16 protein-coding genes are annotated in these 19,040 nt (G+C 70.7%); 11 read left to right on the top strand and 5 right to left on the bottom strand.

The window, feature by feature from the left end; translation table 11 throughout:
* Positions 1 to 12 precede the first annotated feature (12 nt).
* Together E4P38_RS10315 and E4P38_RS10320 are read left to right on the top strand one after the other, a co-directional pair.
* A complete protein-coding gene (locus E4P38_RS10315; RefSeq protein WP_135131727.1) occupies positions 13 to 669 on the top strand; it encodes a 1,4-alpha-glucan branching protein in 657 nt (218 codons plus the stop codon).
* Between the two features lie 77 nt (positions 670 to 746).
* Positions 747 to 1,082, top strand: coding sequence for a GYD domain-containing protein (locus E4P38_RS10320; RefSeq protein WP_135131728.1), 336 nt, complete (start codon positions 747 to 749; stop codon positions 1,080 to 1,082).
* Here E4P38_RS10320 and E4P38_RS10325 read toward each other — a convergent pair.
* Both E4P38_RS10325 and treZ read right to left on the bottom strand, forming a co-directional pair.
* Positions 1,052 to 1,789 (bottom strand): dihydrofolate reductase family protein, encoded by a 738-nt coding sequence (locus E4P38_RS10325; protein WP_135131729.1) that lies wholly within the window; start codon positions 1,787 to 1,789, stop codon positions 1,052 to 1,054. The two genes, E4P38_RS10320 and E4P38_RS10325, sit on opposite strands and share 31 nt — an antisense overlap.
* Before the next feature lies 1 nt (position 1,790).
* Positions 1,791 to 3,560, bottom strand: a complete 1,770-nt coding sequence (gene treZ, locus E4P38_RS10330) for a malto-oligosyltrehalose trehalohydrolase (protein WP_135131730.1) — start codon at positions 3,558 to 3,560, stop codon at positions 1,791 to 1,793.
* Positions 3,561 to 3,741: 181 nt separating this feature from the next.
* Between treZ and E4P38_RS10335 the strand changes: the two genes are divergently transcribed.
* The 3 genes from E4P38_RS10335 (at position 3,742) to E4P38_RS23850 (ending at position 6,854) form a co-directional block, all read left to right on the top strand.
* A complete protein-coding gene (locus tag E4P38_RS10335) occupies positions 3,742 to 4,764 on the top strand; it encodes a secretion protein HlyD (RefSeq protein WP_135131731.1) in 1,023 nt (340 codons plus the stop codon).
* Positions 4,765 to 4,837: 73 nt separating this feature from the next.
* Positions 4,838 to 5,566 (top strand): ABC transporter ATP-binding protein, encoded by a 729-nt coding sequence (locus tag E4P38_RS10340; protein WP_135131732.1) that lies wholly within the window; start codon positions 4,838 to 4,840, stop codon positions 5,564 to 5,566.
* A 76-nt stretch (positions 5,567 to 5,642) separates the two neighbouring features.
* Positions 5,643 to 6,854 carry an ABC transporter permease gene (locus tag E4P38_RS23850; RefSeq protein ID WP_135131733.1) on the top strand — a complete coding sequence of 404 codons (1,212 nt, stop codon included), beginning with the start codon at positions 5,643 to 5,645 and terminating at the stop codon, positions 6,852 to 6,854.
* Between the two features lie 105 nt (positions 6,855 to 6,959).
* Here E4P38_RS23850 and treY read toward each other — a convergent pair whose 3' ends face one another.
* Both treY and glgX read right to left on the bottom strand, forming a co-directional pair.
* Positions 6,960 to 9,266 carry a malto-oligosyltrehalose synthase gene (treY, locus tag E4P38_RS10350; protein ID WP_135131734.1) on the bottom strand — a complete coding sequence of 769 codons (2,307 nt, stop codon included), beginning with the start codon at positions 9,264 to 9,266 and terminating at the stop codon, positions 6,960 to 6,962.
* Positions 9,263 to 11,389 carry a glycogen debranching protein GlgX gene (gene glgX / locus E4P38_RS10355; protein ID WP_135131735.1) on the bottom strand — a complete coding sequence of 709 codons (2,127 nt, stop codon included), beginning with the start codon at positions 11,387 to 11,389 and terminating at the stop codon, positions 9,263 to 9,265. The genes treY and glgX overlap by 4 nt, the downstream gene beginning before the upstream one ends.
* A 486-nt stretch (positions 11,390 to 11,875) precedes the next feature.
* On the opposite strand from glgX, the gene uvrB reads away from it, so the two are divergent.
* Positions 11,876 to 13,999 carry an excinuclease ABC subunit UvrB gene (gene uvrB / locus E4P38_RS10360; RefSeq protein ID WP_135131736.1) on the top strand — a complete coding sequence of 708 codons (2,124 nt, stop codon included), beginning with the start codon at positions 11,876 to 11,878 and terminating at the stop codon, positions 13,997 to 13,999.
* A 34-nt stretch (positions 14,000 to 14,033) separates the two neighbouring features.
* Positions 14,034 to 14,228 carry an MmcQ/YjbR family DNA-binding protein gene (locus E4P38_RS23180; protein ID WP_209309046.1) on the top strand — a complete coding sequence of 65 codons (195 nt, stop codon included), beginning with the start codon at positions 14,034 to 14,036 and terminating at the stop codon, positions 14,226 to 14,228.
* Positions 14,229 to 14,375: 147 nt separating this feature from the next.
* On the opposite strand, the gene E4P38_RS10370 is transcribed toward E4P38_RS23180, so the two are convergent.
* On the bottom strand, positions 14,376 to 15,338 hold the full coding sequence (locus tag E4P38_RS10370; protein ID WP_135131737.1) for a hypothetical protein: 963 nt from the start codon (positions 15,336 to 15,338) through the stop codon (positions 14,376 to 14,378).
* Positions 15,339 to 15,760: 422 nt separating this feature from the next.
* Between E4P38_RS10370 and E4P38_RS10375 the strand changes: the two genes are divergently transcribed.
* The 4 genes from E4P38_RS10375 to E4P38_RS10390 all read left to right on the top strand — a co-directional run bounded on the left by E4P38_RS10375 (position 15,761) and on the right by E4P38_RS10390 (position 19,008).
* On the top strand, positions 15,761 to 16,759 hold the full coding sequence (locus E4P38_RS10375; protein WP_135131738.1) for a TerC family protein: 999 nt from the start codon (positions 15,761 to 15,763) through the stop codon (positions 16,757 to 16,759).
* A gap of 171 nt (positions 16,760 to 16,930) precedes the next feature.
* Entirely contained in the window at positions 16,931 to 17,506 is a 576-nt protein-coding gene (locus tag E4P38_RS10380) for a TerD family protein (protein WP_348633786.1), read from the top strand.
* A 132-nt stretch (positions 17,507 to 17,638) separates the two neighbouring features.
* A complete protein-coding gene (locus E4P38_RS10385) occupies positions 17,639 to 18,223 on the top strand; it encodes a TerD family protein (protein WP_135131740.1) in 585 nt (194 codons plus the stop codon).
* Positions 18,224 to 18,426: 203 nt separating this feature from the next.
* Positions 18,427 to 19,008 (top strand): TerD family protein, encoded by a 582-nt coding sequence (locus tag E4P38_RS10390; RefSeq protein WP_348633788.1) that lies wholly within the window; start codon positions 18,427 to 18,429, stop codon positions 19,006 to 19,008.
* Positions 19,009 to 19,040 lie beyond the last annotated feature (32 nt).

Genomic DNA, 19,040 nt, shown 5'->3' on the forward strand with positions numbered 1-19,040 from the left:
ATGATCGGTCGCATGGCCACGATCCACCGGACGACGATGGTGCCGACCAAACTCGAGCTGCTCGCCGGCTGGCTGCCGGAGCAACCCTGGTACGGGTCGACCGGGGCGCTGCCCGCGCTGAGCCGCGCCGGCGGGTTCCGGCTCGACGACCCCGCGGGCGAGGTCGGCATCGAGTTCGCCTTCGTCACCGACGGGCAGGGGACGACGTACTCCGTCCCGATGGCCTACCGGGGAGCACCGCTGCCCGGTGCGGAGCACGGCCTGATCGGCACCTCCGAGCACGGGGTCCTCGGCACGCGGTGGGTCTATGACGCGGCGCACGATCCGGTCGCCATCGCCCAGCTGCTCGACTTCATCTGCGGACGGGCGGACGCGCAGCAGCAGAGCGAGAGCGACACTCCCGACCCGTCCGTCGGCCGGCACTGGCCGTCCGCCGGACGACTCGCCGCCGCCACGCCGCTGCGGGTCCGGAACTCCGAGCCGGGGCGGACCACCGTCGCGGTCGAGCTGACCGATGGCTCGACGGCGCGGACCCTGTCCGGGTCGCTGCATCTCGTCCGCGGCCTGGAGCGGGTGACGGGCGACGATCTCGACCTCGGCCGCGTGGAGGCCGACTGGACCCGGCTCGACGGCACGACCGCCCGCGGTCCGATCGCCGTCGTCCGATAGCCGCACCGGGGGATCTCGACGGGGACGGCCGATGGTCATAGCGTCGCCGCGCGGGGGGTTCCCCAGGAGGCGCGACCATGCCCATGTACCTGACCAGGTTCAGCTACACGCCGGAGACCTGGGCGATGATGATCGCCCAGCCGGAGGACCGCCGGAAGGCGGCGAGTGCCTACATCGAGTCGGTCGGCGGGAAGCTGCACGGCTTCTGGTACGCCTTCGGCGAGTACGACGGGATCAATGTCTTCGAAGCCCCCGACAACGTCTCGATGGCCGCCGTGGCGCTGGCCATCGGCGGCGGCGGGGCGCTCAGCTCGATCGAGACGACCGTGCTGCTGACCGTCGAGGAGACGATCGACGCGCTGGGACGAGCCCAGGGCGTCGGTTACCGGGCTCCGGCGACATCGAGCGCGTAGCGGGCGAACAGCATCCCGTCCTCCTCCAGCACCTGCCGGAGGGCGAGGCGGACGGCGCCGGGCAGATCCTGCAGCAGCCGGTTCCCGCCGCCGACGAGAGCCGGCGCGATGGACAGGTCGAGCTCGTCGACCGCCCGGGCGGTCACCGCATCGCGGAACAGGCCCGGACCGCCCTCGCAGAGCACCTGCTCGTGGCCCAGTGCCGCCAGCCGGTCGAGGGCCAGGGGCAGGTCGACCTCGTCGTCCCCGCACACCAGCACCGTCACCCCGGCGGCGGCCAGGGCCTCCCGGCGGTCGGCGTCGGCGGCTGCGCAGGTGACCAGGATCGTGGGGGAGACGGCGCCGGTGACCAGCCCGCTCGCGGGATCCAGCGACGCCCGCCGGGAGACGACCGCGATCGACGCCGTCGCCGGCCGGCCGATCGACGTCCGCAGCCGGCCGACCGGGGAGTCCTCGGTGAGGGGCCGGTATCCCTCGGCGCTCGCCGTCCCGTGCCCGACGAGGACGACGTCGGCCAGCGCCCGCAGGATCCGGAAGATCCGCCGGTCGCCCGGGGAGCCGAGTCCCTCGCTGCGGCCGTCGACGGTCACCGCGCCGTCCAGGGAGGCGACGAAGTTGACCCGCAGGTGCCGCCCGGCCGGCACCCGGTAGGCCTCGATCAGGCCGGCGTCGTCCAGCTCGGCCGGATCGGGGAGGAGGCGGCGCACGTCAGCGGGTGGTGAGCACGGCCGCGCTCTCGGCGGGCAGCGTCACGGTCGTTCCGTCGAGGACGGGGAGCTCGCCGGTCGCGAACAGGACGTCGTCCGCGGGTGAGTCCAGGTCGATCTCCCGCGGCTCGTCGGCGAGGTTCACCACCACGCGCAGCGAGCCCCGGTGCACGACCATCCAGCGGTCGCCGTCGTCCCAGGTGACCTGCACGCCCGACAGGTCGGGGTCGAGCAGGTCGGGGTGCGCGTGGCGCAGCGCGATGAGGGAGCGGTGCACGGCGAGCAGCCGCTCGTGCGGCTCCTGCGACAGCTCCGACCAGTCGAGCTTGGACCGGGTGAACGTCTCCGGGTCCTGCGGATCGGGAACGACGTCGGCGTCCCAGCCGTGCTCGGCGAACTCACCGATCCGCCCCTCGGCGGTGGCCTTGCCGAGCTCGGGCTCGGGATGGCTGGTGAAGAACTGCCAGGGGGTGCTCGCGCCCCAGTCCTCGCCCATGAAGAGCATCGGCGTGAACGGGCTGGTCAGCACGAGCGTCGCGCCGACGGCCAGCAGCCCGGGGGAGAGGGTGGCGGAGATGCGGTCGCCCACCGCCCGGTTGCCGATCTGGTCGTGGTCCTGCAGGTAGCCGAGGAACTTCCAGCCCGGCAGGGTCGCGGTGTCGACCGGGCGCCCGTGGTGGCGCCGACGGAAGCTCGACCAGGTGCCGTCGTGGAAGAAGGCGCCGTTCAGCACCTTGGCCAGCCCGGCGAGGTCGCCCGCCGCGAAGTCGGCGTAGTAGCCCTGGCCCTCGCCCGTCAGCACCGCGTGCAGCGAGTGGTGGAAGTCGTCGCTCCACTGCGCCGTCAGGCCCATGCCCCCGGCCACCCGGGGCGTGACCATGCGTGGGTCGTTGAGGTCGCTCTCGGCGATCAGCGTGAGGGGCCGGCCGACGGCGACCGACAGCTTGTCGACCTCCTGGGCCATCTCCTCGAGCACGTGGGTGGCGCGCTCGTCGACCAGCGCGTGGACGGCGTCCAGGCGCAACCCGTCGACGTGCATGTCGCGCAGCCACATCAGCGCGTTGTCGATGACGTAGCGGCGCACCTCGTCGGAGTCGGGACCCGACAGGTTGATCGAGTTGCCCCAGGTGTTGGCGCCGCCCTCGGCGAAGATCGGGAAGAACTCGGGCAGGTAGTTGCCCGACGGCCCGAGGTGGTTGTAGACGACGTCCTGGATCACGCCGAGGCCCTGCTGGTGGCAGGCGTCGACGAACCGCTGGTAGGCGGCCGGGCCGCCGTAGGTCTCCTGGACGGCGTACCAGAGCACGCCGTCGTAGCCCCAGTTGTGCGGTCCGTTGAAGGCGTTGACCGGCAGCAGCTCGACGAAGTCGACGCCGAGGCGCACGAGGTGGCCGAGCCGGCCGATGGCGGCGTCCAGGGTGCCCTCGGGGGTGAACGTGCCGACGTGCAGCTCGTAGACGACGCCGCCGGCCAGCGGTCGCCCGGTCCAGGCGCCGTCGCCCCACTCGTGGGCGTCGGGGTCGAAGCGGCGGGACAGCCCGTGCACGCCCTCGGGCTGCCGCCGGCTCCTCGGGTCGGGTCGAAGTCTTTCCCCGCCCGCCCCATCGCCGTCGTCCAGGAGGAAGCCGTAGTCGGCCTCGGGTGACGCGTCCAGCTCGGCCCGCCACCAGCCGCCGTCCTCACGGGTCATGTCGTGGACGTCGCCGTCGACCTGGATCCGCACCCGTTCGGGCAGGGGCGCCCAGACGGTGAACTCGGCGGGAGCGGACATGCAGGGGCCTCCAGGGAACAGCGTGGGGTGGGACGGTGCGTCGATCATGCCCGCCCGCGCAGCGGTCAACCCCTGGTCGTAGCGGCGCGTCGGTCCCCGGGGGGACGACAGCGCCCATTCGGAACAACTACGGTCCCGCGATACCGGTACCGCTTGGTACCCGGGCGCACAGGGAGCGTGCATGTCCGTGATCCGCACCATCGTGTTTCCTGCACTGCGCCTGCTGGTCTGGGCGGTGATCGCCGTCGCCCTCGTCGTGCTGGCGTTCCGCGGCGGGAACTCCGTCGACACCGCGACCGGGCCCGGCGCCCCGACGCTCGAACTGACCTCGCCGGCGGTCCCGGTCGCCCGGGGCACGGTGGCCAACACCGTCTCGGTCACCGGCACCGTCGTGGCCGACGCGGCGGTACCGCTCAAGGCGACCGCGGCCGGGACGGTCCGGAGGTTGCTGGTCGCGGCCGGCTCACCCGTCACGGCCGGACAGGCCCTCCTCGAGATCCGCTACGAGGAGGAGCTCGACCCGATCGCCGGCACCGACGCCGAGGGGAACCCCACGTCGACGCCGCGCCCGCCGCGGGTGCGCACCGCGACGGTGCCGGCGCCGGCCGCGGGGACGCTGAGCTCCCTCGACGTGCTCGTCGACCAGGTCGTCGCCGTGGGCGACAAGGTCGGCGCGATCTCACCCGGCACCCTCTCGCTGTCGGCGACCCTGACCCAGGCCGACCAGTTCCGGCTGCTCGCCCCGCCCGGCACGGCCGAGGTCGAGGTCCAGGGCGGCCCGGCGCCGTTCACCTGCACCGGACTCGTGCTCGGTGCGGCTGCGGCGGACTCCGGCAGCACGCCGGACGACGTCGCCGTCCCGCAGGCGCCCAACGGGGGAGCCGGGACGACGGCTCGCTGCCAGGTGCCGGCGGGGGTGACCGTCTTCTCGGGCATGGCCGCGACGATGCGGATCGAGGCCGGGCTGGCGGAGAACGTGCTCGTCGTGCCCGTCACCGCCGTCCAGGGCTCGGTGCAGAAGGGCAACGTGTGGGTGCTCGGCGCCGACGGGGCGCAGGAGGAACGGGCGGTCACCCTCGGCCTGACCGACGGCGAGCTGGTGGAGATCCGCGAAGGGCTCAGCGAGGGCGACCAGGTGATGCAGTTCGTCCCGGTGCCCGACGACACCGTGGAGGACCCGATGATGGGCGGGCCGTACGGATGAGCGAGCGCGCGAGCTCATCCAGAGACACAGCAGCCGGGCGGACGTGGCCGACGAGCGTCAGCGAGGCGGCGGCGTGAGTCTGATCGAGCTGAGCGGGATCAGCCGCGAGGTGCGGCTGCCCGACGAGTCCGTCCTGCCCATCCTCACCGGCGTCGACCTGTCCGTCGCACCCGGCGAGCACGTCTCGATCGTCGGCCGTTCGGGATCGGGCAAGTCGACCCTGCTGAATCTCCTCGGGCTGCTGGACACCCCCACGTCCGGCACGTACCTGCTCGACGGCGAGCCCACCGACGCGCTGCGCGCCCGCCGCCGGTCACGAATGCGCGGTGAGGTGTTCGGGTTCGTCTTCCAGCAGTTCAACCTGCTGCCTCGGCGCACCGCCGCGGAGAACGTGGCCGCGCCGCTCCTGTACGCCCGGGGCCGCGACTACCTGACCCGCCGCCGCGCGGCGCGCGAGATGCTCGACCGGGTGGGCCTCGGTTCCCGCGCCGATCAGGTGCCGGAGCGGCTCTCCGGCGGCGAGCAGCAGCGCGTGGCGATCGCCCGGGCGCTGGTCCGGAGGCCGCGCGTCGTCCTCGCCGACGAGCCGACCGGTGCCCTCGACGTCGAGACCGGCGCGCAGGTGATGGCGCTGCTGGCCCAGGCGACCGCGGAGAACGGGGCCGCTCTGGTCACGATCACCCACGACCTGTCCGTCGCCGCGTTGGCCTCCCGGCAGTACCGGCTGTCCGGTGGACGGTTGTCGCCGCTGGTCGAGGCAGGTGCCCTCGGCGCAGCCACCTCCGACCGGAGCAACACGTGACCGAGCTTGCGAGGGCACGCATGGACACAGCGCGGCTGCCCGGCACGTGGTCGACGAGCGCCGGCGAGGCGACCTCGTGACGGGGCTGCTGGGCACCCTCGCCGAGGCGTGGGACGAGGTGCGGGTGCACAAGAGCCGCGTCGTGCTGTCGCTGGTCGGCGTCTTCCTCGCGGTGTTCGCGATGACGACCGTCTCGGCGCTGGGGCAGCTTGTCGCCCAGGTCCAGCAGGAACAGGGGGAGCGGCAGGGTGGCCGACCGGCGACCATCGCGGTCACCGCCTACGACCCGATGACCGGCCTGCCCCCGGACGCGGCGGTGTGGGACGACGCCGTCGCCGACCTGGTCGAGCGGTACGGGATCGCGTCGGCCGCGAACATCGGCTACGAGCAGGGACTCTTCCGCATGCCGGGCGGCACCCAGCCGATCCAGGTCCAGCGGGTGTCGCCGTCCTACGGGACCTTGCACCGGATCGAGCCGATCGAAGGTCGCTGGCTCACCGACGGCGACCGGGAGAGCTTCTCCCCGGCGCTGGTCGTCAACGAGGCGTTCCTCAGCGCGCTCGGTGTCCCCGACCTGTCGGCCCGACCGACCGTGGTGATCGGCGGGCCGGCACCGGTGCGGGCCACCATCGTCGGGGTCGTGCGCGCCGGCTACGGCGAGGAGCTGGTCGCCTATCGGGTCGACCGGTCGACCGGCCCCTGGGACACGACCACGGCCGATCCGATGATGTTCGGCCCGACCTCGCTCGAGCTGTGGGTGCCTGACGAACAGGCCGACCAGGTCATGGAGACGGTGCGTCACGACCTGGGGCTGGCGCTCGAGGGCGTGCAGGTCGACACCTACCGGCAGGACGCCCAGGGGATGGAGGAGGCGCTCGCGGTGCTGCGGCTCGCCGTCCGCGGGGTCGGCGGGCTCGTCCTGCTGCTCGGGGGGCTCGGCGTGCTGAACATCGGGCTGGTCACCGTGCGGCAGCGGATCCGGGAGATCGGTGTGCGGCGCAGCTTCGGGGCGACGTCCGGGCGGATCTTCGCCGCCGTGATGCTGGAGAGCGTCTGCGCCACCGCACTGGCCGGGCTCGCGGCGGTGGGTGCGTCGATCGTGCTCGTCCGGAACCTGCCGCTGGACCGGATCCTGAACAACGGCATCCCGCTGGCCGACACCCCCGGCTTCCCGGTGTCCTCGGCCGTCGAGGGCCTGGTCGCCGCGACGCTGGTGGGCGCACTGGCCGGGCTGCTTCCCGCGATCATCGCCGTCCGCGCGAAGGTGATCGACGCGATCCGTTTCTGATCGTGACGAGCGGGGGCCGGAGACTCCCCGAGGAGCGGTCGAGGGGGCTCCGCTCGCTCGGGGACGGCTCCTGGCCGCGGGGTCGTCCGGAGGACGACGATGTGCTCAGTCGCGGACGAGCAGGGCGACCGGCAGCTGGGCCAACAGGCGGTCGGCCGCGACACCGGCGACGTCGGAGACGATCCGCTCACCGGTGAGCAGGTCGCGCCAGGCGCCGTTCGGCAGTTGCAGCGCCGTGTCGCCCCAGCCCTCTCGGGCCAGACCGGCCGGCAGCCGGGTCGCGACCGCCACCACCCCGCCGCGGTCGAAGGCGACCACGTGGTCGGCCGCCGACCCCGTGACGGCCACGGGCTCGTATCCCGCGAACCACTCGGGGTTGTCCCGCCGTGCGCGCAGCACCCGGGAGACGACCAGCAGCTTCGCGGCCCCGGACTCGTCGACCGCAGGCACCTCGCCGCCGTCGAGCGAGGCCAGCAGCTTGCGGCGCGACGCGTAGTCGACGGGCCGCCGGTTGTCCGGGTCCACGAGGGAGAAGTCCCAGAGCTCGGTGCCCTGGTACACGTCGGGAACCCCGGGCATCGTCAGCTGCAGCAGCTTCTGCGCCAGCGAGTTCGACCAGCCGAAGGCCGCGATCCGGTCGACGAGCTCCTGGATCTCCGCGTGCGTGGCGGGGTCATCGAACGCGGCGTCGACCAGGCCGTGCAGCTGTCCCTCGAACGCCTCGTCCGGCTCGGTCCACGTCGTGGACGTGCCGGCCTCGCGGGCGGCCTTCTCCACGTAGGCGTGCGCCCGCTCGCGCGAGAGCGGCCACGCGCCGAGCAGGTTCTGCCAGACCAGGTGGGCCAGCGGCCGGTCGGCCAGGGGGTGCCGATTCATCAGCCAGCGGACCAGGCGGGTCCACTCGGTCGGGATCTCGGCCAGGACGGCGAGCCGCGCGCGCACGTCCTCGCTGCGCTTGGTGTCGTGCGTCGACAGCGTGGTCATGGACGCCGGGTAGCGCTCGGCCCGGCGCTGCTGCGCGGCGTGGAACTCCTCGACCGTGGAGCCGAAGCGGTCGGGATCCCCGCCGACCTCGTTGAGCGCGACGAACCGTGACCACCGGTAGTAGGCGCTGTCCTCCACGCCCTTGGCCATGACCGGTCCGCTCGTCTGCTCGAACCGGGTGGCCGCCTCCGAACCGGCCTGGGCCAGCACGGGGTGCAGCGCGTCGACCGCCGCCACCAGGTCGGGACGACGATCGCGGACGGCGGACACCGTCGCGTCGAGGTGCTCGCGCCCGTCGGGCAGGTAGCTGCGGTACACGGGGAAGGTCGCCAGCAGCTCGGCCAGCGCTTCCATCTGCTGCGCCGCATCGATGCCGGGCAGCTCGCCGATCACCCGGACCAGCCGGGCGACCTCCGAGCCGAGCATGCCGTCGGTGACCTCGCGCTTGCTCATCCGCACGAGCTCCGCGTAGTCCACCTGGCGGCCGGCCAGCTCGGTGTCCAGCGCGGTCAGCGCGGGCTCGCCGGCCGGGTCGATCAGGACCTCGTCGACCTCGGCGAGCGCGTCGTAGCCCGTCGTCCCGGCGGTCCGCCACGACCCGGGCAGGTCCTCGCCGGGCTCGAGGATCTTCTCCACGACCGTCCACCGGTTGTCCGAGGCCTCGGCCAGTCGAGCCAGGTAACCCTTCGGGTCGGCGAGACCGTCGGGGTGGTCGATCCGCAGGCCGTCGACCGCGCCGTCGCGCACCAGCTGGAGCACCAGCGCGTGCGTGGCGTCGAAGATCTCCGGGTCCTCGACCCGGAGCCCCGCGAGGGTGTTGATCGCGAAGAACCGGCGGTAGTTGAGGTCGGAGTCGGCGCGCCGCCAGTCGACCAGCTCGTAGTGCTGCCGGGCGTGCACCTCCTGCGGCGTCCCGCTGTCGGTACCGGGGGCGAGCGGGAAGCGGTTCTCGTAGTAGTGGAGCTCCCCGTCCACCACCTTCAGCTCCGCGACGTCGTCCGCCGAGCCCAGCACCGGGATGCGGACCTTGCCCCCGCCGAACTGCCAGTCGATGTCGAAGGCCGCCGCGTGCGCGCTCTCCTGACCGTGCTGGAGCACGGCCCACCACCACGGCGCCGCCGCGGCGTCGGCGACGCCCATGTGGTTGGGCACCAGGTCCAGGACGAGTCCCAGCCCGTGCTCGTGCAGGGCGGCGACGAACCGGTCGAAGCCCTCCCGGCCGCCGCGGGCCTCGTCGATGTGGGTGTGGTCGACGGTGTCGTACCCGTGGTTGCTGCCCTCGGCCGAGCGCAGCAGGGGAGAGGAGTACGCGTGCGTCACCCCGAGGTCGGCCAGGTAGTCGGCGATCTCGGCGGCGTCCTGCAGTCGGAAGCCGGCGTGCACCTGCAGGCGGTAGGTCGCCGCCGGTACGCCCTTCGGCTCGCTCACTGGGCCCCGGCTTCGACCGCCGGGCCGTGGAGCACGACGATGGCGCGGCCCTGGACGGTCACCGTGGCACCGGGCTTGACCTCGACCTCCTCGACCTCGCCCATCTCGGCGGTGTCGAGGACCGTCGTCCAGGCCGGCGCGTAGTCGTCGCCGGGCACGGTGAACTCGATCGGCTCGTGCGACGCGTTGAACGCCAGGTAGAAGTGGTCGTCGACCACCTCTTCACCGCGCTCGTCGGTGCTCCGGATGCCGTGACCGTTCAGGTAGACGGCCAGGGACTTGGCGTAGCCGGCGTCCCAGTCCTCGTCGGTCATCTGCTCGCCGGCGGGGGTGAGCCAGTCGAGGTCGGGCACCGGGTCGCCGTGTCCGCGGCGGATCGGCCGCCCGTGGAAGAACCGGCGGCGCCGGAACGTCGGGTGGTCCGTGCGCAGCTTGGTGACCTTCTTGGTGAACTCCAGCAGGCCCTCGTCGATGTTCGCCCAGTCGATCCAGGTGAGCTCGGAGTCCTGGCAGTAGCCGTTGTTGTTGCCACCCTGGCTGCGCCCCAGCTCGTCGCCGTGCAGCAGCATCGGCACGCCCTGGCTGAGCATCAGCGTGGCGATGAAGTTGCGGCGTTGCTGCGCCCGCAGGTGGAGGACCTCCGGGTCGTCGGTGGGGCCTTCCACCCCGCAGTTCCAGCTGCGGTTGTGGCTCTCGCCGTCGTTGTTGCCCTCGCCGTTGGCGTCGTTGTGCTTCTCGTTGTAGGAGACGAGGTCGTTGAGGGTGAAGCCGTCGTGCGCGGTCACGAAGTTGATGCTCGCGAACGGACGACGTCCCGAGTGCTGGTACAGGTCTGCCGAGCCGGTGATCCGGCTGGCGAACTCCCCGACGGTGTCGCCCTCGCCGCGCCAGAAGTCCCGGACCGTGTCGCGGTACTTGCCGTTCCACTCGGTCCACAGGGCCGGGAAGTTGCCGACCTGGTAGCCGCCCTCGCCGACGTCCCACGGCTCGGCGATCAGCTTGACCTGGCTGACGACCGGGTCCTGGTGGACGAGGTCGAAGAAGGCGGCGAGCCGGTCGACGGCGTGCAGCTCTCGGGCCAGGGTGGAGGCGAGGTCGAAGCGGAAGCCGTCGACGTGCATCTCGGTGACCCAGTAGCGCAGCGAGTCCATGATCAGCTGCAGCGACTGCGGCGTCCGGACGTTGAGGGTGTTCCCGGTGCCCGTGTAGTCCATGTAGTAGCGCTTGTCGTCCTCGACCAGCCGGTAGTAGGTCTGGTTGTCGATGCCCTTGAACGACAGCGTCGGACCGTTGTGGTTGCCCTCGGCGGTGTGGTTGTAGACGACGTCGAGGATGACCTCGATGCCCGCCTCGTGCAGGGCGCGGACCATGCCCTTGAACTCCTGCACGTGCTGCCCGGCGGCGGTGTCGCTGGCGTACTCGTTGTGCGGGGCGAAGAAGCCGATCGTGTTGTAGCCCCAGTAGTTGCGCAGCCCCTTCTGCTGGAGGGTGTCGTCCTGCACGAACTGGTGCACCGGCATGAGCTCGATCGCGGTGATGCCGAGATCGGTCAGGTACTCGATCGTCGCCGGGTGCGCGACGCCGGCGTAGGTGCCCCGCAGCTCCTCGGGAATGCGCGGGTTGGTCATCGTCAGGCCCTTGACGTGCGCCTCGTAGATGACCGTCTTGTGGTACGGCGTGTTCGGCGGCCGGTCCACGCCCCAGTCGAAGTACGGGTTGGTGACGACGGACTTCGGCATGTGGGGTGCGGAGTCGTCGTCGTTGCGCTCCTTGGTCTGGAAGTCGTAGCCGAAGACCGACTGGTCCCAGTCGATCGTGCCGTCGATGGCCTTGGCGTACGGGTCGAGGAGCAGCTTGTTCGGGTTGCAGCGCAGACCCTGGGCAGGGTCGTAGGGGCCGTGCACGCGGAAGCCGTAGCGCTGACCGGGATGGATCCCGGGCAGGAAGGCGTGCCAGACGTAGCCGTCCATCTCGGGGAGCCGGATGCGCTCCTCGTTGCCCTCCTCGTCGAAGAGGCACAGCTCGACCTTCTCGGCCACCTCGCTGAAGATCGCGAAATTCGTGCCGGTGCCGTCGTACGTGGCCCCGAGGGGGTAGGCGCTACCGGGCCAGACCTGCGTCATCCTGGGTTGTTCCTTCTGCTTGGCGCCCCCGTCGGACGGGGGCCGGTGGCCCGCCGCACAGGCTGCGCGGGGGTCGGTTCATCGGTGGGGCGGGTGGGGGCTGCGTGGCTGTTCGGGTGGTGGCGGCTGTCGGGTGCCCCCGTGGAGGGTCCCGCACACCTGGGGATGGTGTGAGTCGGGCCGCTCGTGGGGGGAGCCGGACGGTGCCCGGGGCGACCTCCGGTGACGACGACGCCCCCCGCGGCGGACCGCGGGGGGCGTCGTGCGCAGGTCGGCCGGGAGGCCGGTGGTGACCACGGACCGACCTCGCCCGGGGAAGTCGCGGGTGGCGCTGGTCCGTGGTGGAAACTGCTCTGCGACAAGGCACGCTAGGGCGGCTCCGCGGCGAGGACAAGTAGCGGGAGCGTCCCTCCCGTCCCGGGGACCCCAGTCGGCCCAGAAAGCTGTCGCACCCGTTCTGTCACACCCTCGACGTACCGTTCTCCCGTGCGCACGACCACCGACATCCGGCCCACCCAGGGGCACTTCACCGTCGTCAGCGACTTCGAGCCCTCGGGCGACCAGCCGGCGGCCATCAAGGAGCTCGCCGAGAAGGTGAACGCGGGGGAGAAGGACGTCGTCCTGCTCGGGGCCACCGGTACCGGCAAGTCGGCGACGACGGCGTGGCTGATCGAGCAGGTGCAGCGGCCGACCCTGGTGATCGCGCCGAACAAGACGCTCGCGGCGCAGCTGGCCAACGAGTTCAAGGAACTGCTGCCGAACAACGCGGTCGAGTACTTCGTCTCCTACTACGACTACTACCAGCCCGAGGCCTACGTCCCGCAGACCGATACCTACATCGAGAAGGACTCGTCGGTCAACGACGAGGTCGAGCGCCTGCGTCACTCGGCCACCCAGAGCCTGCTCACGCGACGCGACGTCGTGGTCGTCGCCACCGTCTCCTGCATCTACGGCCTGGGCACCCCCCAGGAGTACGTCGAGCGGGCGCTGAAGATCAGCCTCGGGGAGACCCGGGACCGCGACGACCTGCTGCGCACCCTGGTCACCGAGCAGTACACCCGCAACGACCTGTCCTTCACCCGCGGCACCTTCCGCGTGCGTGGCGACACGATCGAGGTCTTCCCGGTCTACGAGGAGCTCGCCGTCCGGATCGAGATGTTCGGCGACGAGGTCGAGCGGCTCTACTACCTGCATCCGCTCACCGGCGAGGTCGTGCGCGAGGTGGAGGAGCTGTTCGTCTTCCCCGCGAGCCACTACGTCGCCGGTCCGGAGCGCATGGAACGGGCGATCCGCGGCATCGAGGCCGAGCTGGAGCAGCGGCTGGCCGAACTGGAGAAGCAGGGCAAGCTGCTGGAGGCCCAGCGGCTGCGCATGCGCACCACCTACGACATCGAGATGATGCGCCAGGTCGGCTTCTGCTCGGGCATCGAGAACTACTCGCGGCACATCGACGGCCGCGCCCCCGGTACGGCGGGTAGCTGCCTCATCGACTACTTCCCGGACGACTTCCTCCTGGTCATCGACGAGTCGCACGTCAGCGTGCCGCAGATCGGCGGCATGTACGAGGGCGACATGAGTCGCAAGCGGACCCTGGTCGAGCACGGCTTCCGGCTGCCCTCGGCGATGGACAACCGCCCGCTGAAGTGGGAGGAGTTCACCGACCGCATCAAGCAGACGGTCTATCTGTCGGCCACGCCGGGGAAGTACGAACTCGGCCGCAGCGGCGGTGAGTTCGTCGAGCAGGTGATCCGCCCGACCGGCCTGGTCGACCCGGAGGTCGTGGTGAAGCCGACCAAGGGTCAGATCGACGACCTCGTCCACGAGATCCGGCTGCGCACGGAGAAGGACGAGCGTGTGCTGGTCACCACGCTGACCAAGAAGATGTCGGAGGACCTCACCGACTACCTGCTCGAGCTGGGCATCAAGGTGCGCTACCTGCACTCGGAGGTCGACACCCTGCGCCGGGTGGAGCTGCTCCGGGAGCTGCGGCAGGGCGAGTACGACGTGCTCGTCGGCATCAACCTGCTGCGCGAGGGCCTGGACCTGCCCGAGGTGTCGCTGGTGGCGATCCTGGACGCGGACAAGGAGGGCTTCCTCCGGTCGGGCACCTCGCTCATTCAGACCATCGGCCGCGCGGCGCGCAACGTGTCCGGCCAGGTCCACATGTACGCGGACAAGATCACGCCCTCGATGGCGCAGGCGATCGACGAGACGAGCCGGCGCCGCGAGAAGCAGATCGCCTACAACACCGAGCGCGGGGTCGATCCGCAGCCGCTGCGCAAGAAGATCGTCGACATCCTCGACGGCATCTACCGCGAGGCCGAGGACTCCGAGTCCTCGGAGCTGATCGGGGGTTCGGGCCGGCAGCAGTCCCGCGGCAAGGCCCCGGTGCCGGGGTTGTCGTCGAAGCGGGCCGGCGCCAAGGCCAAGGCCGGCTCGATCGACGTGCAGGGCCTGCCGCGCAACGAGCTGGCCGACCTCATCACCCAGATGAACGAGCAGATGCTGGCGGCGGCCCGGGAGTTGCAGTTCGAGGTGGCCGCGCGGCTACGCGACGAGCTGCACGAGCTGAAGAAGGAACTCCGGCAGTTCGACGCCGCGCACGCCTGATGGATCCGGCCCCGTCCAGAGGCTCGCCCCGAGCGTGCGAGGGGGGAGGGGGACGGGGTCCTTCAACTATCCGTGGGGCGAGGGCGAGCTCGTCGCCAAGGTGGGCGGCAAGGGCTTCGCGTTCATCGGGCTGGACGGCGGCACGGTCAGCGTGAAGTGCGGCCGCGACGCCGCCGAGGCCGCCGAGCGGCGGGACCGGTACCCCGGCGCGGTGACCATGAGCCACTAGGTCGGGCGGTACGGCTGGAACTCCGTCGACTGGACCGGCCCGGTGCCCGACGACGAGGTGCGTGAACTGCTCGACGCGTCCTACGACGCGGCCGTCGCCGCCCTGCCGAAGAGCAAGCGGCCGCGGACCGACTGACCGGTCGGCCGCTCAGGAGTGCGACGGGCCGAGCGTCCTGGCCGCGCACGCGTTGGCCAGCGCCTCCGGATCGAGGGACGGGTACGTGCTGGCGCACCACGCGTCGACGTCGTCGCTGCTCGCGAAACCGGCGTCGACCACGGTGATCCAGTACGGCTGACCGTTGTCCGCGACCGACCACTTCCCGAAGTCCGTCGACTGGAGCACGAGCACCGGAGCACCGCCCGCCGACGACCTGGCGGCCTCGCTCTCCGCGAGGATGTCCACCGCGAAGAAGGTGTGCGTCCCGTTCTGAGCGGTCTGCAACGGATCGACGATGCCGACGCTCTTCGACGCGACCTGCGCCACCCAGCGCTCGTCCAGGACCAACCCCTGCAGGGAGTCCGAGCGCGCGGCCGAGAGTTCCAGCAGGGCCTGGTCCTCCGGGGAATAGGTGGGCGCCGCCGATGTCGAGGAGGAACGCGACGTCGTGGTGGAAGGTGAGGTCGTCACGGGAGCGCCTGCGTCCGCGCTCGGAACGGGCTCGGCGACCTGCGGCTGGACGGCCGCCCCTTCCTGCGCCGCGGCGATGGTCAGGTTCCCGCAGTAGGTCTGGACGGGGTACAGCGCCGACATCACCTCGTCGTACCCGATGCTGTCCCGGTCGGCGAGCGCCTCCAGCGCGGGCGCCGAGCCGTGCACGTCAGCGACCGCGCCGGGGGCCTCGTCGTCGAGCCTGTCGCTCTCGCTGGCGACATCCGCGAGACCGTCGAAGACGGCGTTGTTCGTCGAGCTGCCGAACGACACGGCCAGCTCACCCTCGAGGTCGGCCACCGTCCCGCAGAGGGCCTCGGGCGCGACCGGCCGGGTGCTGATGACGAGGACCGCCACCCCTGCGGCGACGACCACCACCCCGAGCGTGCCGAAGAACCGGACGGCGCGTCTGCGGTTGTCGGTCGCCCATTCCCAGATGGCCTCAGCGATGTCCCAGAGCACAATTTCCCCCATGAAGCGGGCTGCGGTTCCGACGAACTGTTTTGTCGGGCCCGAGGCGCCGCGCCAGGCTAGCCACGGCTGTGCCAGGGGTACAGAGGTCCGCGCCTGCTGATTCGGGGGCGGTTTCCACGGGCCGGCGCCGAGGGTCGTGCGCGGTCGCCGGGCACGTGATGACGGGAAGTTGCGTCGCTCGGGAACCCTCGGCGCGAGAGCGCCGTTGTAGCGAGTGGACCCGGGGTTGCGGTGCGACCGTCACGCTTGCTGCCCGACCCGGGGTTCGCGCGTGGAGGGGAGTATCCCGGCCGCGGCAGCGTCGTCATCACGAGGTCCCATGACCTCCGGTGCTGTCGGTCGCAGGCGAACAGCCTGCGGCGGGAGAGACCTCCGGTACTGACAGTTGCCAGTTTCCGGAGGTATGGGCTGTGGACGTCTCGTCCTGGGTGTGGGCTCTCACGATCGCTGCGATCGTGGCGATGCTGGTCTTCGATTTCATCGGTCACGTGCGCACACCGCACGCGCCGACGCTCCGCGAATCCACCATCTGGTCGGCCGTGTACGTCGGCATCGCGGTGGTCTTCGGATTGCTGATCTTCTGGTTCTACGGGGCTGAGTTCGGCGGGGAGTACTTCGCCGGCTACATCACCGAGAAGAGCCTGTCGATCGACAACCTCTTCGTCTTCGTGCTGATCATGGCCGGGTTCGGCGTCCCCCGGGAACTGCAGCAGAAGGTGCTGCTCTTCGGCATCACGTTCGCCCTGGTGCTCCGGACGGTGTTCATCCTCGTCGGCGCCGCGGCTATCGAGAACTTCAGCTGGGTCTTCTACCTGTTCGGCGCGATCCTCATCTACACCGCCTGGGTGCAGGCGCGGTCCGGCGGACACGACGGCGCGGAGGACTACCAGGAGAACGCCGCCCTCCGGTTCGCCCGGAAGATCCTGCCGACGACGGAGGAGTACCACTCCGACCGGATGACCGTGAAGCTCGACGGGAAGCGGTTCATCACCCCGCTGGCCATCGCGCTGATCGCCATCGGTACTGCGGACGTCATCTTCGCCGTCGACTCGATCCCGGCCATCTTCGGCCTGACCCAGGAGACCTATCTGGTCTTCGCCGCGAACGCCTTCTCGCTCCTCGGCCTTCGGCAGCTGTTCTTCCTCATCGACGGACTGCTCGACCGGCTGGTCTACCTCGCCTACGGGCTCGCGGTCATCCTGGGGTTCATCGGGGCCAAGCTGGTCGTCCACGCGCTGCACACCAACGAGCTGCCGTTCATCAACGGCGGCGAGCACATCACGGTGATCCCCGAGATCCCGACCTGGCTCTCCCTGCTGGTCATCCTGGCGACCCTCGCGGTGACGACGGTGGCCAGCCTGGCGAAGAACAAGCGGGACCGCGGCCGCCGGGTCGCCGAGAAGGGATAGCCGATGCCGATCGACTACAGCGCCGCGACCGCGCGTCTGACGCGGGCTGCGCTCCCGTCGGGAGCCCGGCGACGGACCGGTACCCGATCCGCCGGGACCTTCGCTACGGTCACCTGGCCGGTCAGTCCAGGAACGGCGCGGGCACATTCGACGAACGGGGAACACGACGTGGTGAGTCTCAGCAAGGGTCAGACCGTCTCGCTCGAGAAGCGAGGAGGCGGCACCTTGACGCGCGCCCGCATGGGACTCGGCTGGGATGCGATCAAGAAGAAGGGGATGTTCGGCAAGCTGAAGGATCAGTCAGTGGACCTCGATGCCTCGGCTCTCCTCTTCGACAGCAGCGGGCGCCTGGTCGATCAGGTGTGGTTCCAGCAGTTGAAGAGCAAGGACGGTTCGGTACAGCACACCGGCGACAACCTCACGGGCGCAGGCGAGGGTGACGACGAGTCGATCCTCGTAGACCTGCAGGCAGTCCCGGCCACCGTCTCCCAGATCGTGTTCGTGGTGAACTCGTTCACGGGACAGAACTTCAGCCAGATCGAGAACGCCTTCTGCCGGTTGGTCGACACGACCGCGAACGACGCCGAGCTGGCGCGGTACGAGCTGACCGGCTCCGGGAGCCACAACAGCCAGGTCATGGCGAAGCTCTCGCGCTCCGGCAACGGATGGACCATGACCGCGATCGGCGCCATCGCCAACGGCCGGACGTTCAAGGACCTGCTGCCGACCGTCACCCAGCACCTGTGAGCGGCCGGGCACCCGGTCTCTGAGCTCTCGTCAGCACTCCGCGCCGCGAACGTGCGGCGTCCAGCACGACTTCTCGACCCTTCCCAGACATCCGCGGGCACAACGCTCGCTCGAGTCCCTTGGAGAAATCAGATGAGCGTCAGCCTTTCGAAGGGCGGCAACGTGTCTCTCACCAAGCAGGCGGGAGCGGCCGGCCTGTCCGCCGTCACCGTCGGGCTCGGCTGGGACGTGCGCACCACGACTGGTGCCGAGTTCGACCTGGACGCGTCCGCGCTGTTGGCCAAGGCGGACGGCAAGGTCCTGTCCGACCAGCACTTCGTCTTCTACGGCAACCTCAAGAGCCCGGAGAACGCGGTGGAGCACACCGGGGACAACCTGACCGGTGAGGGCGAGGGTGACGACGAGCAGATCAAGGTCACGCTCGGCAGCGTGCCGGCCGAGGTCGACAAGATCGTCTTCCCGGTCAGCATCTACGAGGCGGAGGGCCGTGGTCAGAGCTTCGGTCAGGTCCGGAATGCCTTCATCCGGGTGGTCAACCAGGCCAACAACGAGGAGCTGGCTCGCTACGACCTGAGCGAGGACGCCTCGACGGAGACGGCGATGGTGTTCGGCGAGCTTTACCGCAACGGCGCGGAATGGAAGTTCCGGGCGGTCGGTCAGGGCTACGCCTCCGGCCTGAAGGGCATCGCGCAGGACTTCGGGGTCAGCGTCGGCTGACGCGAGCGCATCGCTCGATCGCCGCAACCGCCCCCGGCCGAGGCTGGGGGCGGTTGCGCGACCGGCGCCCTGTTGCCGGTGGCGGCCGCCGGGCTTTACGAGACATCGTCGGCCCGCAGCACTACTGTCCGTCTCGCTCGACGGGGCTGCCACGACCGCCGCCGCCGCGAGCCGAGATATCGTGCAGTCATTCGAGGAGGAGCATCGTGAGCGTCAGTCTCAGCAAGGGTGGCAACGTCTCGCTCACCAAGCAGGCCCCGGGCATGACTGCGGTCCTCGTGGGCTTGGGCTGGGACGCGCGTTCCACGACCGGTGCTGATTTCGACCTGGACGCCTCGGCACTCATGCTCGGTGCGTCCGGCAAGATCCTCTCGGACTCGCACTTCATCTTCTTCAACAACCTGACCAGCCCCGACGGGTCGGTCGAGCACACCGGTGACAATCTGACCGGCGAAGGAGAGGGCGACGACGAGGCCATCAAGGTCGACCTCGTCGCCGTGCCCGCGGAGTGCGAGAAGATCGTGTTCCCGGTCAGCATCTACGAGGCCGAGCAGCGGGGCCAGAGCTTCGGCCAGGTGCGCAACGCCTTCATCCGTGTCGTCAACCAGGCCGGCGGTGCCGAGATCGCGCGCTACGACCTGTCCGAGGACGCCTCGACCGAGACGGCGATGGTGTTCGGTGAGCTGTACCGCAACAACGCCGAGTGGAAGTTCCGCGCCGTCGGCCAGGGCTACGCCTCGGGCCTGCGGGGCATCGCCGTCGACTTCGGTGTGAACGTCGGCTGATCTCCCGGGAGAGCCCATCCCCAGTCCCGGCC

The sequence above is a fragment of the Blastococcus sp. CT_GayMR16 genome (genome assembly GCF_004570875.1).
Lineage (GTDB): Bacteria > Actinomycetota > Actinomycetes > Mycobacteriales > Geodermatophilaceae > Blastococcus_B.

Excerpts from the sequence above, each read along its gene's own strand:
- E4P38_RS10315 (WP_135131727.1), top strand. The coding sequence starts at position 13 with ATGGCCACGATCCACCGGACGACGATGGTGCCGACCAAACTCGAGCTG.
- E4P38_RS10320 (WP_135131728.1), top strand. The coding sequence starts at position 747 with ATGCCCATGTACCTGACCAGGTTCAGCTACACGCCGGAGACCTGGGCG.
- treZ (WP_135131730.1), bottom strand. The coding sequence starts at position 3,560 with ATGTCCGCTCCCGCCGAGTTCACCGTCTGGGCGCCCCTGCCCGAACGG.
- E4P38_RS10335 (WP_135131731.1), top strand. The coding sequence starts at position 3,742 with ATGTCCGTGATCCGCACCATCGTGTTTCCTGCACTGCGCCTGCTGGTC.
- glgX (WP_135131735.1), bottom strand. The coding sequence starts at position 11,389 with ATGACGCAGGTCTGGCCCGGTAGCGCCTACCCCCTCGGGGCCACGTAC.
- E4P38_RS10385 (WP_135131740.1), top strand. The coding sequence starts at position 17,639 with ATGAGCGTCAGCCTTTCGAAGGGCGGCAACGTGTCTCTCACCAAGCAG.